Raw genomic sequence first — 13,199 nt, forward strand, 5'->3', positions numbered from 1 at the left:
GCTTTGCTGATTAAAAGATTAGTGATCGTCGAGGGGAATGCTGATTGTCGCCGTTACCCCTTGGCTGCTCTGATTGTCTGTTAAATGGATATATCCATTGTGGTATTGCACGATGAGTTTTGCAATATATAACCCGAGCCCAAGATGTGGCTTGTCTCTATTCGGCGTGTTTCTTACCGATATCATTGAGTTAAACAGTTGATCTTTCATCTCTTCAGGTAAATTCGGCCCCTGATTGTTAATGCTAATGCAGGCGAATTGGCCAGTCTGTGACAGGTTGATTGTGATCGGTGTGCCGACGGTGTGGAAATCGCAGGCGTTAGCGACGATTTTATCTAAACACTGTGCAATGTGGTCAGCACAGCCTTTAACTCTTAACGGTGAAGAGGTGATTTGTCCATCAAAGTTAACATTTTGGTATGCTAATGAATAGCCATGTGTACAGCCTTCAATCAGATCGTTAAGTATAAAATATTCTGCCTCCATGTTTTCGAGACTCTGTTCAATTCGCGTTGCTTCTGTCATCTGGGTAAGAATGGTGTTTAATCGGCTAATCCCTTCTTGGGCGCGTTGTATATAGGCTTGATTCGCAGGCTCGGTGTCAAAAAATGCGAGATTTTCTAGCGATGAACGCACTACCGCCACAGGTGTCCTCAGTTCGTGAGCCAATTTAGATGACATATTTTCTAAATATTGATGATAGCCATCTAAACGTTCTAACATGATATTTAGGCCTTGAGACAGATCACCGATTTCATCTTTGGTGGTGTCCAATTCAATTTTATTTTTTAAACGGCCGTGCGTATCGATAGCTTGCTCTGTGTTATCTCGCAAACGTCGTACACGGTTTGATATGCGAGAGGCAAACAACAGGAGTGTGGCTAGACCCAAAAGAACAACGGCGCTGCTAAGACTGAAGAGTTTTCGTAGCGCTTGTGTGGTGAGTTGTTGTATGCCTTGACCCGTTTCTTCGGCTATTACTGCACCCATGACTTCTCCGTCAACCCAGACAGGGTGCGCAGCGGATAATATAGGGGCGACATTTGCGTTGCTGCGTTGCCAACGTATATATGAACGCCCTTCAAGTGCTTGGGTAACATGGAGTCCTGTTAGTTGAGCATCATCACCAATGGATGCTATTTCATTTTCTATGGGCGGGAGCAGCAGTTGGAATATAGGTTGTAGCAAGCGATCGATAAGGCTCAATTGATTGGCTGCAATAATACTGTCTTCCCATAGGCCGCTAGGGTTATTAAGGCTGCCCGATTTCGCAAGTACTCGTCGATGACGGTCAACGACTTTAAGAGAGACGCTATTGTGGGTCATTCCCTTCAGAATGCGATCTATCTCAGGGGAGGGAACCACTAAGCTTCCTAGTTTGCCAGCGTTATTCACACTGCTGGTGGCGATCACGGTCTCGATGTCACGATTAAAGCTACTGGTGACATTATTCCAAGCAAAACCTAATTTATTGCCAACCATCTCAGCAGGAAAGCGGATCTCCAATTGGTAGCCAGAGTCTGTATTTTTCCAATAACCTTGAATATAAGGTGCTGGTGTTAACTGGCTAATGATACTGATGTCATCTTGAAACTCGAACGCACTGACCCAGCCTGAGTTTTGTGCTGGTATTGCAAATCGTTTGAACTCGCCCTCGGGGGAGGTCATGGCGATAATAAGGTGATCGTTGCGATCAATACGTAAGCTGTTTGAGCGGCGGGTAACAAGGGTTGGATCGGTGACATCAAAAACAGCATACAGCTGCTCTCCATAACGACCAAGCATGTGCTCAAAAGCAAAATCCTCTTGTTTATAGGGGTAACGGGAGTATTGTACATGGCGGCGGGTATAGCGTTGAAAATGCGAGCGGTAAACGCGCCAATCACTGAGGTCGCCGTCGAGAACAATGGGTTGATTTAATTCATACGCGTACAGATCTTTACCTTTTTCTATCTGTGCTTGAAAGCTGGCGCTGGTATTGAATAACTGAGGACGCTCATGTAATGCGGTGGCGAGTGCTTGCGCGGTTCCCAGTAGGTACCGTTCTTGCCCACTGCGCAATACTGTTTCCATTTCGGCAATATAGCGATAACCGAGCCATGGAAGTAGTAGGAGAAAACTACAGATCAACAGTGCTTTTGTCCGTAGATTGATGCGCATTATGTTGGCTCCTGCCAGCGATAGCCCATGCCATAAACAGTATCGATATGATTAAAGCTACTATCGACGTGATTAAACTTTTTCCTGATCCGCTTGATGTGCGAGGTGATGGTGTTGTCGTCCACAACCACATGCGCTTCTTCCATCAAAGTTTGGCGGCTTTTTACCACGCCAGGGCGCTTTATTAACGCATAGAGCATCCAAAATTCTGTCACGGTTAGATCGATTGGGGTGTTGTTCCAGTGCACTAACATTTTATTTCGATCAACGCAGAGTGCACCTCGCTGTAAAATATCTTGTTCGACAGAGAGTTGACCTTGGAGCTCACTACGTCGAAATAGTGCCGCAATGCGCGCCATTAAGTGAGGTAAGCTAATGTCTTTTGTTAGGTAGTCGTCAGCGCCCATGCGAAGACCACATACGGTGTCAAAGTCACTGTCTCTGGCGGTAAGAAATACAATCGGCAGTGTTGTTGATTTTGCGCGCAGAGACTGGCATAGCTGAAACCCGCCATCTATTTCGTCGGCGAGGCCGATATCAATAATGGCTAAATCAGGCAGTGCATTATCAAATGCGACTAATGCGTCGTGCCGTGTGGCAAAACCTGTGACGCGGTAACCTTGGCGAGTCAATACATCAATATAGTTCTCACGAATGGCCGTTTCATCTTCAACAATCACGATATGTTTCATGGGGATCCTTTCTCTGTTATGAAGCAAACTATACCTCATTCATGCCGCAGAAAAAGGGGAGAGAAAGAAAAGCCACATTATTGCCACAATTGATCGCCTAATTGCCACAATTCTGCCTCTGTGCTGCCAGATTGCGTTGTTTTAATAGTTAGCAGAAAACAACAACGGAGAGATAACAATGAACAACGTAATCAAAGCAACACTTATCGCAACTATGGTTAGTTCAGGATTGGTGATGAGTCCAGCATATGCCAGTTCAGAAAGTGCCACAGAGTCGCATCAACTTATCGGCCTTGGTTCTGGTGCCGCTTTTGGCGCGGTTGTCGGTGGACCAGCAGGCGCTGTAATTGGGGCGATGGTTGGTGGGATTGTAGGGACAGCAACCGGTTTGAGTGCAGAAAGCGATCAACAACGCAATCATATTGTTACCTTAGAGGCGGAGACGGAAGAATTAGCGGCGTACCGTCGTCAGTATATGGAAGAGAGACGTACTAACATGAGTCTGGTGCAGACATTGCAGGCTAAAACTGAACAATTAGCGTCAATTAATGTAAATGTGCAGTTTCAAACAGGATCTGCAGAGCTTGCGAGCCATTATTTGGCCCAACTCGATGGTATCGCGGAGTTAATCATTGAATCAGACGGCATGCAGTGGTTGGTGGAAGGGCATGCTGATCGTGTTGGTGACCCCAACTTCAATCTTGAATTGTCCCAACAACGTGCTGACGCAGTTAAAGATTATCTCATTCAGCGTGGCGTGTCCCCATCGCAGATAACTCTTGATGCATTTGGAGACACATTACCCGTTATGGCGGAACCATCGTTAGAAAATAACATCTACGACCGCAGGGTCACCGTCGCTCCTGTTGTATATTCGATGGCAAAGGAGTAGGTACATGAATTCAAAGCCAGCGGCGTGGGTAGTACCTGTTATCATTATGGGGTTTATTCTCATGCAGTTGGCCCTTAATTTTCCGGCAACGTGAGGGCTGACAATAAACATGAACGTCAACTTACCGTGTTATTTTATGAGTGGCGCTTTGCTGTGCCTATTTGTGTGGGTATGCTCATGAAGATAGAAAGCGTATTGTTTAACTTACACCGATGCAGTTTGGTTTTGATGATGGTGGCGTTTAACTTGCTTTAACGATGTGGTGATTTTGTTTTGGGGTAAGTTAACGAATCGTATAAATTGATGCATCGTTAGGCAATGAATGATAACTTGTGCAAACTAAAAAGGAATTGTGCGGCAGTGTTATGTACATTGCACAAACACAAGTAATATCGGTTAATTCAGTAAGGATAATGACTATGCTGTCAAATCTCTCTCCGGCACCATTGGACCCCATTTTATCGTTGACGGTGGCATTCCGGGCAGATAAGCGTGAACAAAAAATGGATTTAGGGATCGGTGTATATAAAAATGCACAGGGAGAGACACCGATCATGGCGGCGATCGCGCAAGCACAACGAAAAGTCATGGCAACACAGCAAACAAAAGCCTATGTTGGCCTAGCTGGCAACGAACAATTTAATAGTGCAATGATGCAGCTGGTGCTTGGTGATGGAGATAGTCGTGAGCGAGCTGCTGCGGTGCAAACCCCAGGCGCTTCCGGCGCGCTGCGTATGTTGGCGGACTTAATAAAACAAGCACAACCCAACGCGAAAGTATGGTTGTCCGACCCAAGTTACGTGAACCATCAGCCCGTAATGGAAGCCGCGGGGTTAGACGTGGGTTTCTACCCTTACTTCGATACTGAAACTATGCAAGTTAATGAAGCTGCGATGTTGGCGTTTATCGCACAATTGGGGCCTAACGATATTGTGTTACTGCATGGTTGTTGCCACAACCCAACGGGTGCAGATTTGTCATTTGCAGCATGGAAGGCAATAACGGATATGGCATTGGGAAATGGATTTACTCCATTTGTTGATATCGCGTATCAAGGCTTTGGCGATGGCATCGAGCAAGATGCCGCTGGTCTACGTTATATGGCAGCACGGGTTCCAGAAATGTTTATTGCGACGTCATGCTCTAAAAGCTTTGGACTATACCGTGAGCGTACCGGGGCCGCTATTTTAGTTGCTGAAAACGCAAAATCGGCGCAAATAGGTAAAGGGCGCATATTACAGCTAGCTCGTTCGACCTATACGATGCCGCCTGATCATGGTGCAGCATTAGTTGCTGAAGTCCTGAGTGACGAATCACTGACACAAGTCTGGCATACTGAGATATCTCAGATGCAGCAACGATTAGTGTCCTTAAGGCATGGGTTGGTCGCTGAGTTTCACCAGTTAGGCACGAATAGGTTTGATTTTATAGAAAAACATAAAGGGATGTTTTCGCATACTGGGTTGTCGGTTGAGCAGATTGACGCGTTGCGACAAGATCACGGCATTTACATGGTCGGTGATGGCCGTATTAACATTGCTGGATTACAAGAAGATAAATTGGCCTTGTTGGCGCAAGCGATTGTTGATGTCATCACGTAAGTTAAACATCAGTCAAAATAAAAAGAGTGCGACGCACTCTTTTTATTTTTAGATTGCCTTAAGACAAGACACCTTCTTCTTTCGGATTTGGGCCATAGTCATTGCTGCCCGGTGTGCCTTCTGCGGCAGCAAAGAAGAGAATTGCCAGTAAACCCACCAATGGTATAAAGCCGATTAGTACCCACCAACCACTGCGTCCGGTATCATGCATGCGGCGCACGGTGACAGCAATCGTAGGAATAACCACAGCAAGACTATAAACGCTACCGAGCAGCTGCGAACCAATCAGGTTGTCGACAATACTTAACGCTAGCGTAATAACTAAGTTGACTAAAAAGAACATCCAATATTCTTTGCGTCTTGCTCTTCCCGTGAATACGGCATACTTTTTGAGTACCGCTAGATACCATTCCATCCTGTTACCTCTTTGATGTGTCTATCACTGTTTGTTATTTGGTGAAGTGCATATTCTTCGTCTGTTGGCTCAATTCGATTCTTGCTCTAATCGATTGAAACACCGCTAAGTGTAATAAAAGAATAAACAACATGACATGATAATAACTAAGGCCGTGGGATTCATATCACGCATTTTGCGTGATATGAACTGATAAGAAGAGATACAACGGTACGAACTATTTTGTTCTGGTCACCGTTAATCGTCTTCTGCAAAGACTCGGCGTCGAGACTCTTGTTCAGTGAGTTGTTTAATTAAACTATTTGCATCTGCGTCTGAGCGGCCATAGACGTCGGCAATAATATAGTCACTATCGTCACCATAGATCATTCCGCACGCAGACGGTGCGCCATCTTTATAGCCGAGGTAGAGTTTGGCTTTACCGCTGTTGTCTTTGTCTATTTGGGTTAAGTACTCAATAAGTAACGCTTGGTCATCAGTATCCCATTGTTCGGAAAAGAGCCTAGCGTATCGAATGGTGAGAGGGTGGCAGTCAACTTCGTATAGAGACAACGCTTTGTTCAGATCGCCTTTGACACCGCTCGGCGCATTGTACGCTTTATATAAGCTAAGCCCCGCGATAGATTCAGGGGTTGGGAACTCAGCCTCTTCCACATGAGAATACATCCAAGTCTTGCGGGCGTGCTCTAAAAGCGTAAATTTTGTTTGCATGGTGTCGCCTTATTTTTAGCTTTCGGTATTTATGCTGTGCATTGAACCAGAAAATCCACGTGCTGGTTGATACCTTACGCGAACTTGCTCCAGAAAGCGAAGTTTGTCAGGCCGTGCGGTGTTATTTTGTTCAATGTCATTTAGCAGACGAGTGCAAATGCTGTCAATTAATGGGTGACTTATTTCCATTTATATTCAATGGCTAAAGGATCTTTGCGGCGTGATTCAAAAGATAGGTGTTGCTGTATTGGCAGTGGGCTTTGCTGTACCACAACATAGAATAATTGTTTTGGAGGGGAAATGACCAATTTCTTTTATTATTTGTCGCACCAAAGAGCGCTTATTGTAACAGTCGCCTGTTTGCTAGCGAGCATCTTGAGCTATCTAATTTATGACGGTGACTATATCCGGCATTTTTCTATCTCATGTGGTTATGGTCTCTCTTTCTATTTTATGAACTCTGTGGTGCGGTTGCTGTTTCCTTACTGGAATATGTTCCAACACCAACTTGTTGGTAGCCTTTTCGGTATCATTATCGGAAGTACTAATGCGGCTTTATGGGTTTATGGTCGAGAATCGATGATTGATTGGTCGCGCTTTCTACCAATAATTTTGCTAGCGGTATTTTTTGCCGGTATTGTCAGCTTTATGTTCTACTTAAAGGGACAAGCCGTCACGCTAGAGTCAGAAGTGCAGCGACATCAATTGGTTCAAATTGATTTGGAACGGCGCTTACTAAAAGAGCAAAGCACATCCCCTCAAACGGCATTAAGCCCAGACTTTTTATATCGTATATTTAATAGCATTTATACTTCAGCCTCAATGAAACCCGACTATATAAAACAATTGAGTGCATTTTCAATGGACCTATTGCGCATCACGCAATCGACGTCAGAGTATGGAGTCACTTTGCGCAATGAAGTCGCTTTTTTAAGAACATATCTGGATATCCACAAAATACAGACACAACAGAATTTTCGATATCACATCGAGGTAGACGATAATCTATCTCCGATGTACTTTTTGCCTGCTAATATGCTGTATCCCCTAATAGAAAGTGTGCTGTTACAACATGATAATGCAGAGACGAATAGACAATTGTTTTTACGGTTTAGACGAGAGTTTGATCGCATTGAAGTCACTATTGAGAGTGATGATACGAGACTAGCCCAGCGCTTTATGGAAGGCAGGAATATAGATGACTACCTACTATTGCAAGGGAAATTGTCGGGCTTTTATGGTGATAAAGGTCGGCTTGAAACAGATTTAGCGCCTCTAGGAGGAAGCATTGTTAGGCTTTCTTGGAAATATGATTCTTAATTGGCGCGATAAACAGAACACGTTACACTAGAGGTCAATTTAATAGACTAAGTCGTTGTATCAGTTTATGAGTGGTTCTCGCCTTAAGCAGCAGTTTCAAGCACTATTTCATCATTATCAGGGGCATGATTCAGATGTGACCGTTAGTGAATTGGTTGATGTACTTCAATGTACTCGGCGTAACGTCCGTATGGTGATGGGCAAGTTAAGTGACGAGAATTGGATAGACTGGTCTCCTGCAGTGGGCCGTGGAAAGTTATCTCAGCTTCGTTTTTTAGTCACTGATGAAGCACTTATTCAGGCTGATGTTGTAGCTAGCATCCAAGAAGGGAAGTTTGAAAAAGCACTGACATTGCTAGAGAACGATCGACAGAAATTTGCCGCCGCCATCTCTTCACAACTAGGTTATGCATCTTATGCAGGTCGACAAGTATTAAGGTTGCCTTACTATCGCCCATTGAACACCTTGATGCCGCTGATACCCATGCGTCGTTCTGAACATCATTTAGCGAGGCAAGTCTATAACGGGCTTACTCGATTTTGTGAAAAGTCATCATCCATTCAACCAGACTTGTCGCATCACTGGCGCATGTTATCGCCAATGCAATGGCGCTTCTTTTTGCGTCCAGGGGTGCGATTTCATGATGGTACACGGGTAATGGCAGAAGATTACATTCAGTCGCTAAGGCGCTTGTCCTCACGACCTCTTTTCCAGCATATTGATCATATTGAGTCATCTTATGCCAATGTGCTAGATGTGCATTTATCCATGCCTGATGTTCACTTTATTGAGGCATTGGCCTCCATAGAGGCGGTAATTTTGCCGGCAAAAAATTTGGATGACGATGATTTTATTCCAATAGGAACGGGTCCATATCGGGTGGCATATAGTGATTCTCAACGGTTAAAGTTAGAGGCATTTGACAGTTATTTTGGTTTTCGTGCCTTGATTGATGAAATTGAAATCTGGGTATTGGAATCAATCAATGCCTGTCAGCTGAAACCGGAGACCCTAGAGTCAATAACGCCACCCTATGGTGTGGCAACGTCAACACGCTACTCCCGTTTAGATGAAGGGTGCAGTTACTTGGTCATTAATCAACGCAGTGGTGTGTGTATTGATCCTCGTTGGCAAGAGTATTTAGTTAATCGAATTAATCCGTTGGAGTTACATCGCCGAATCGAAAGAACAGATGCGAATTTTTTCCAAATGATTCCAGCGTACGGGTTTTTGCCAGGTTGGACTCATCAGGCGGCACGAGCTCAATATGCGCAGCCACCTGAAAATATTAGCGAGTTGTGCTTGGCTTATGTCGAGAGCCATCCGATATTCAAAGCGATGGCCAGATTGATTCAATCGCTATTGTCAGAGGATGGTGTGTCATGCCGACTGCGTCCAATGAGTTATGTTGATTTTCACCTTAGTCAGGGGGAGGAGGTTGACTTATGGCTTGGTGGGATCAATTTAGTTTCGCGTTATCCTAGTATGATTATTGATTGGTTATTCCAAAATAATCACATTCGTCGTGCAGTGCCTGACGGTGTCTATAATGAAGCCTCTTTGGCACTAAATTCATGGCGTAGTGGTGAGGACGCGTTGTGCCCGGCGGAAAGTATTATCAATAACTTGATTAGCGGTCGCGTACTCTTACCGTTGTTTCACACATGGGCCGGAGTGGATGCAGGTCACTCCGTTAAAGGGGTTGAGACGAATAGTATGGGATGGTTTGATTTTTCTTCAGCTTGGGTTGATACCACTCATTAATAAGTGAGTGTGTCGGTATCGAATGATAAAAAATGACCAATAAGAAAAGGCCATATAAAAATGGCCTTTGGACTATACCGCATTAAATTAACGTTTATTTTTAAGGTAGCGCTTACGGCGTTCCTCTTTCTTACGTGCTTTCTCTTCAGCTCTACGCTCGTTATCTAAAGCGACTTCGACCAATTCCTTGGTGATCATTTCAGGACGCTCTAAGGTAATTTTCCCTAAGGTGCCATTGCGTAGTTCGTTGATAAGAATTTCAGAGACTTTATGTAGGTCGATACGACCACCAGCACGTTTACAACCACGCTTCTCTCCAATTGATTCCAAAAGCTCAATTTCAGTGTCTGCTAATGGCTCTTCAAGTTGGTAACGGGCAATAAGCTTTTCAGGGTAGGCTTGGGCCAAATATTCAACAGTGTAGAAAGCGACATCTTGATACTCCATTGCTGTATCTTTAACTGCACCAGTTGCAGCTAGCCGGAAACCACTGTGGGGGTTTTCAACCTTAGGCCATAAAATGCCGGGAGTGTCAGAAAGAACAATGCCGTTTTGGAGGTTGATACGTTGTTGCTGACGTGTCACCGCTGGCTGGTTGCCTGTGACTGCTACTGTTCGGCCTGCTAAGATGTTAATAATGGTTGATTTACCAACATTCGGAATACCCATAATCATGGTACGAATATTTTTTCCCATCACTTCACGATTAGGGGCCAGCTTGCGGCAGAGATCTAGAATCATTTGAACTTCGTTTTGATTCTCTGTCGTGATGGCGATAGCTTTTACGCCTTGCTCTTTTTCAAGGTGATCGATCCATAGTTGTGTTAATTCAGGATCGGCGAGATCACGCTTATTAAGTACTTTTACAACGGGCTTTTCGCCACGAAACGATGAAATCAATGGGTTTTCACTGCTAAAGGGAATACGCGCATCAAGCACTTCGATGATGACATCCACTTTTGGAATCGCCTCTTCGATCTCTTTACGCGCTTTGTGCATGTGGCCCGGAAACCATTGAATTGTGTTGTTAACCATTTGAAAAATAACCTTAATATTATGCAGTCTTTTTGGGCTCTGAAAATACAGCACTGCAAGTATTCGTCTAATTAATGACTATTGTACTAGAGTTTGTTGCTGTTGTATTGGCAGCTTCGTGATCTTCTAGGCGTTACGCTGAGTTGCTCAATATCCTAATGAACAATTCGTTGTCATTCACCTCACAAATAAGTAAACAATGGCCGTGTGCGATAAATAGTCGTTGTATAGTTAATGGTAGCTGAGTAAATCATTTGGAGAAACAGGATGAAACCTAGCCTGATATGGGGAGGAAGTACACTGTTGGCGCTCTATTCGAGCGCGGTGAATGCACAGGTACTCGTTGACTATACCCGTAGTAATGTTGGTATTGCTTGTTTGGTTATCTTTACGATTGCTTATGTTTTTGTCATGGGGGAGGAGTATTTACAATTAAAAAAATCCAAACCTGTTCTGTTTGCTGCGGGAATTATCTGGTTTTTAATTGGGTTAACCTTTAATGCTGCTGGTCTGAGCGAGCAGGCGACAGAAGCACTAGAACACAATTTACTGGAATATGCTGAATTGCTGTTGTTTTTGCTCGTGGCGATGACTTATATCAGTGCAATGGAAGAGCGACGCATCTTTGATGCGCTTCAGTCATGGATGGTAGGAAAAGGCTTTAACTTCCATAGTCTATTTTGGCTAACTGGGGTGCTCTCGTTTCTTATTTCACCCATTGCTGATAACTTAACGACGGCTTTATTGATGTGTGCTGTGGTAATGAAAGTGGCTGGTGAACAGAAAAAATTCATCAATCTAGCTTGTGTCAATATTGTTATCGCCGCGAATGCTGGGGGCGCTTTTAGTCCTTTTGGGGATATTACGACGTTAATGGTGTGGCAAGCTGGCCATGTGACGTTTAGTGAATTTATGGCGCTGTTATTCCCATCTATTGTGAATTATCTCATCCCTGCGATTATTATGAGTCGCTTTGTTCCCAAAGGCGTCCCTGAAGTTGTACATGAGCATGTAGAACTAAAACGGGGAGCGAGGCGAATTGTCGGGCTCTTTTTATTGACCATCGCTACAGCGGTTGCATTTCATGTGTTGGTTCATTTCCCTCCAGTGATAGGCATGATGATGGGGCTGGCCTATTTGCAGTTATTTGGCTATTTTCTGCGTAAAACCTTACCCAGCTCACTGGCGAAAAAGCGTTTAAGGGCATTAGCAAATAATGATGAAGCGGCATTAAAACGTCTTGGGTCTATCGTGCCATTTGATGTGTTTCGACGTATATCTCATGCCGAGTGGGACACATTACTATTTTTCTATGGTGTGGTGATGTGTGTGGGAGGGTTGAGCTTACTTGGGTATTTAGGTGCCATTTCAGATGTCATTTACACGCAATGGGATCCCGTTTGGGCAAATGTGTTGGTTGGTATTATGTCGGCGATTGTCGATAATATTCCAGTCATGTACGCAGTGCTTACTATGGAGCCAGCCATGACCTTAGGGAACTGGTTGTTAGTAACGTTAACTGCCGGGGTTGGTGGTAGCCTGTTATCGGTAGGGTCGGCTGCGGGGGTTGCGCTAATGGGAGCGGCGCATGGAAAGTATACGTTCATGGGGCATTTGCGCTGGTTGCCCGTTATTGGTTTAGGTTATTTTGCCAGCATCCTGTGCCACTTGTGGTTAAATGCATCACTTTTTATTGTTTGATCATTGATCGAGTTCTGATATTTACAATTCACCACATAAAATTCGCGTGTACTTATTGTAGATTGTAATCAGTGCAATATTGAAATGGATTTTGTGATGAAGCGTGTTTTACCATTATTATGGATTGGGTGTTACGCATTTAGCGCTAGTGCGCAATCAGGGAGCGAGTTTAGTCTGCCTACTATATATGTTGGTGTAGCAGCAAGCAGTGGCGAATTGGAACTAAGTAACCCTGATTTTAATGGCAAGAGAAAATTTGAAGGTGATAGCAATATTATGTTGCAGCTGGGGCTAAAGCAACAGCCACATTTTTTTGGGGAAAGTGCCTGGGGTTATCACACTCAGCTAATTGCAACAACATTAAAGAATGATGTTAGCTCATCGACGGGGGGAAGTTATTCCGGAGATGTAAAAGGTGTTTCGGTTGTTGCCGAGCCAGTGTTGTTTTATCAATGGGGGAGTAGACAATCTTGCCATGGGTGTAAGTCAATTAGAGCGCAGGCAGGTATTGGTGCCGAATATGTTAATTTGCATGGCAAGGTGGCAGAAGATGGAGACACTTATCGTTTTAATTTCGATGGCGTCGGTATGGCGGGTCATTTTGCGCTAGTGGGAAGTTATGGCTTTTGGGATGTGGCATTGCGCCTTAGCTCAGCTAGTCGAATACGTGATGGTGATACGAAGTTACGTTTAGGGATGTCTCACCTTATGCTAGGTTATAGATTTTGAGTGAAAGATATGATTAGAATATTAGCATGTGCTGGAGACTATGGTTTACAATGAGCGCCTCGTGGCATATAAAGTACTCCCGTGAGTCTGATAAAAGGGGGCGAGAAGAATCATTGATTCAAACTATATATAATTCAGAATTATATTACCTCCTTTTATATAGCAAAAAATTACAACT

At 44.2% G+C, this 13,199-nt stretch carries 11 protein-coding genes; 6 read left to right on the top strand and 5 right to left on the bottom strand.

Annotation, left to right across the window (positions count from 1 at the left end):
* Positions 1–18: 18 nt before the first annotated feature.
* Positions 19–2,160, bottom strand: a complete 2,142-nt coding sequence (pdsS, locus tag ACKLNH_RS08480) for a proteobacterial dedicated sortase system histidine kinase (protein ID WP_413111827.1) — start codon at positions 2,158–2,160, stop codon at positions 19–21.
* Positions 2,160–2,852, bottom strand: a complete 693-nt coding sequence (gene pdsR, locus ACKLNH_RS08485; RefSeq protein WP_413111828.1) for a proteobacterial dedicated sortase system response regulator — start codon at positions 2,850–2,852, stop codon at positions 2,160–2,162. The genes pdsS and pdsR overlap by 1 nt, the downstream gene beginning before the upstream one ends.
* A 178-nt stretch (positions 2,853–3,030) precedes the next feature.
* On the opposite strand from pdsR, the gene pdsO reads away from it, so the two are divergent.
* On the top strand, positions 3,031–3,744 hold the full coding sequence (gene pdsO / locus ACKLNH_RS08490; protein WP_413111829.1) for a sortase-associated OmpA-like protein PdsO: 714 nt from the start codon (positions 3,031–3,033) through the stop codon (positions 3,742–3,744).
* 419 nt (positions 3,745–4,163) lie between these two features.
* Positions 4,164–5,345: an amino acid aminotransferase gene (locus tag ACKLNH_RS08495; protein ID WP_413111830.1), complete on the top strand. Its 1,182-nt coding sequence runs from the start codon at positions 4,164–4,166 to the stop codon at positions 5,343–5,345.
* Positions 5,346–5,403: 58 nt separating this feature from the next.
* Here the strand turns inward: ACKLNH_RS08495 and ACKLNH_RS08500 are convergent, their stop codons facing one another.
* A complete protein-coding gene (locus ACKLNH_RS08500) occupies positions 5,404–5,760 on the bottom strand; it encodes a DUF805 domain-containing protein (RefSeq protein WP_413111831.1) in 357 nt (118 codons plus the stop codon).
* Positions 5,761–5,997: 237 nt separating this feature from the next.
* The gene (locus ACKLNH_RS08505) at positions 5,998–6,471 is read right to left on the bottom strand and encodes a hypothetical protein (RefSeq protein WP_413111832.1); all 474 of its coding nucleotides are present in this window, start codon (positions 6,469–6,471) and stop codon (positions 5,998–6,000) included.
* Positions 6,472–6,771: 300 nt separating this feature from the next.
* Here ACKLNH_RS08505 and ACKLNH_RS08510 point away from each other — a divergent pair, with 300 nt between their 5' ends.
* Both ACKLNH_RS08510 and ACKLNH_RS08515 read left to right on the top strand, forming a co-directional pair.
* Complete coding sequence (locus ACKLNH_RS08510; RefSeq protein ID WP_413111833.1) at positions 6,772–7,791, top strand: histidine kinase; 1,020 nt, start codon at positions 6,772–6,774, stop codon at positions 7,789–7,791.
* Between the two features lie 67 nt (positions 7,792–7,858).
* Positions 7,859–9,556 carry an SgrR family transcriptional regulator gene (locus ACKLNH_RS08515; protein WP_413111834.1) on the top strand — a complete coding sequence of 566 codons (1,698 nt, stop codon included), beginning with the start codon at positions 7,859–7,861 and terminating at the stop codon, positions 9,554–9,556.
* 87 nt (positions 9,557–9,643) lie between these two features.
* Here ACKLNH_RS08515 and ylqF read toward each other — a convergent pair whose 3' ends face one another.
* Positions 9,644–10,591, bottom strand: coding sequence for a ribosome biogenesis GTPase YlqF (gene ylqF, locus ACKLNH_RS08520; RefSeq protein ID WP_413111835.1), 948 nt, complete (start codon positions 10,589–10,591; stop codon positions 9,644–9,646).
* 267 nt (positions 10,592–10,858) lie between these two features.
* Between ylqF and nhaD the strand changes: the two genes are divergently transcribed.
* Positions 10,859–12,292: a sodium:proton antiporter NhaD gene (nhaD, locus tag ACKLNH_RS08525; RefSeq protein WP_413111836.1), complete on the top strand. Its 1,434-nt coding sequence runs from the start codon at positions 10,859–10,861 to the stop codon at positions 12,290–12,292.
* Positions 12,293–12,388: 96 nt separating this feature from the next.
* On the top strand, positions 12,389–13,021 hold the full coding sequence (locus ACKLNH_RS08530; protein WP_413111837.1) for a hypothetical protein: 633 nt from the start codon (positions 12,389–12,391) through the stop codon (positions 13,019–13,021).
* Positions 13,022–13,199: the final 178 nt, after the last annotated feature.

Origin of the sequence: Thaumasiovibrio clandestinus, from assembly GCF_047250365.1 — a bacterium.
In the GTDB taxonomy this organism is placed as follows: Bacteria; Pseudomonadota; Gammaproteobacteria; order Enterobacterales; family Vibrionaceae; genus Thaumasiovibrio.

Coding starts and splice junctions, on each gene's coding strand:
- pdsS (WP_413111827.1), bottom strand. CDS start 2,160: ATGCGCATCAATCTACGGACAAAAGCACTGTTGATCTGTAGTTTTCTC.
- ACKLNH_RS08510 (WP_413111833.1), top strand. CDS start 6,772: ATGACCAATTTCTTTTATTATTTGTCGCACCAAAGAGCGCTTATTGTA.
- ACKLNH_RS08495 (WP_413111830.1), top strand. CDS start 4,164: ATGCTGTCAAATCTCTCTCCGGCACCATTGGACCCCATTTTATCGTTG.
- ACKLNH_RS08515 (WP_413111834.1), top strand. CDS start 7,859: ATGAGTGGTTCTCGCCTTAAGCAGCAGTTTCAAGCACTATTTCATCAT.
- pdsO (WP_413111829.1), top strand. CDS start 3,031: ATGAACAACGTAATCAAAGCAACACTTATCGCAACTATGGTTAGTTCA.
- ACKLNH_RS08500 (WP_413111831.1), bottom strand. CDS start 5,760: ATGGAATGGTATCTAGCGGTACTCAAAAAGTATGCCGTATTCACGGGA.
- nhaD (WP_413111836.1), top strand. CDS start 10,859: ATGAAACCTAGCCTGATATGGGGAGGAAGTACACTGTTGGCGCTCTAT.
- pdsR (WP_413111828.1), bottom strand. CDS start 2,852: ATGAAACATATCGTGATTGTTGAAGATGAAACGGCCATTCGTGAGAAC.
- ACKLNH_RS08505 (WP_413111832.1), bottom strand. CDS start 6,471: ATGCAAACAAAATTTACGCTTTTAGAGCACGCCCGCAAGACTTGGATG.
- ylqF (WP_413111835.1), bottom strand. CDS start 10,591: ATGGTTAACAACACAATTCAATGGTTTCCGGGCCACATGCACAAAGCG.
- ACKLNH_RS08530 (WP_413111837.1), top strand. CDS start 12,389: ATGAAGCGTGTTTTACCATTATTATGGATTGGGTGTTACGCATTTAGC.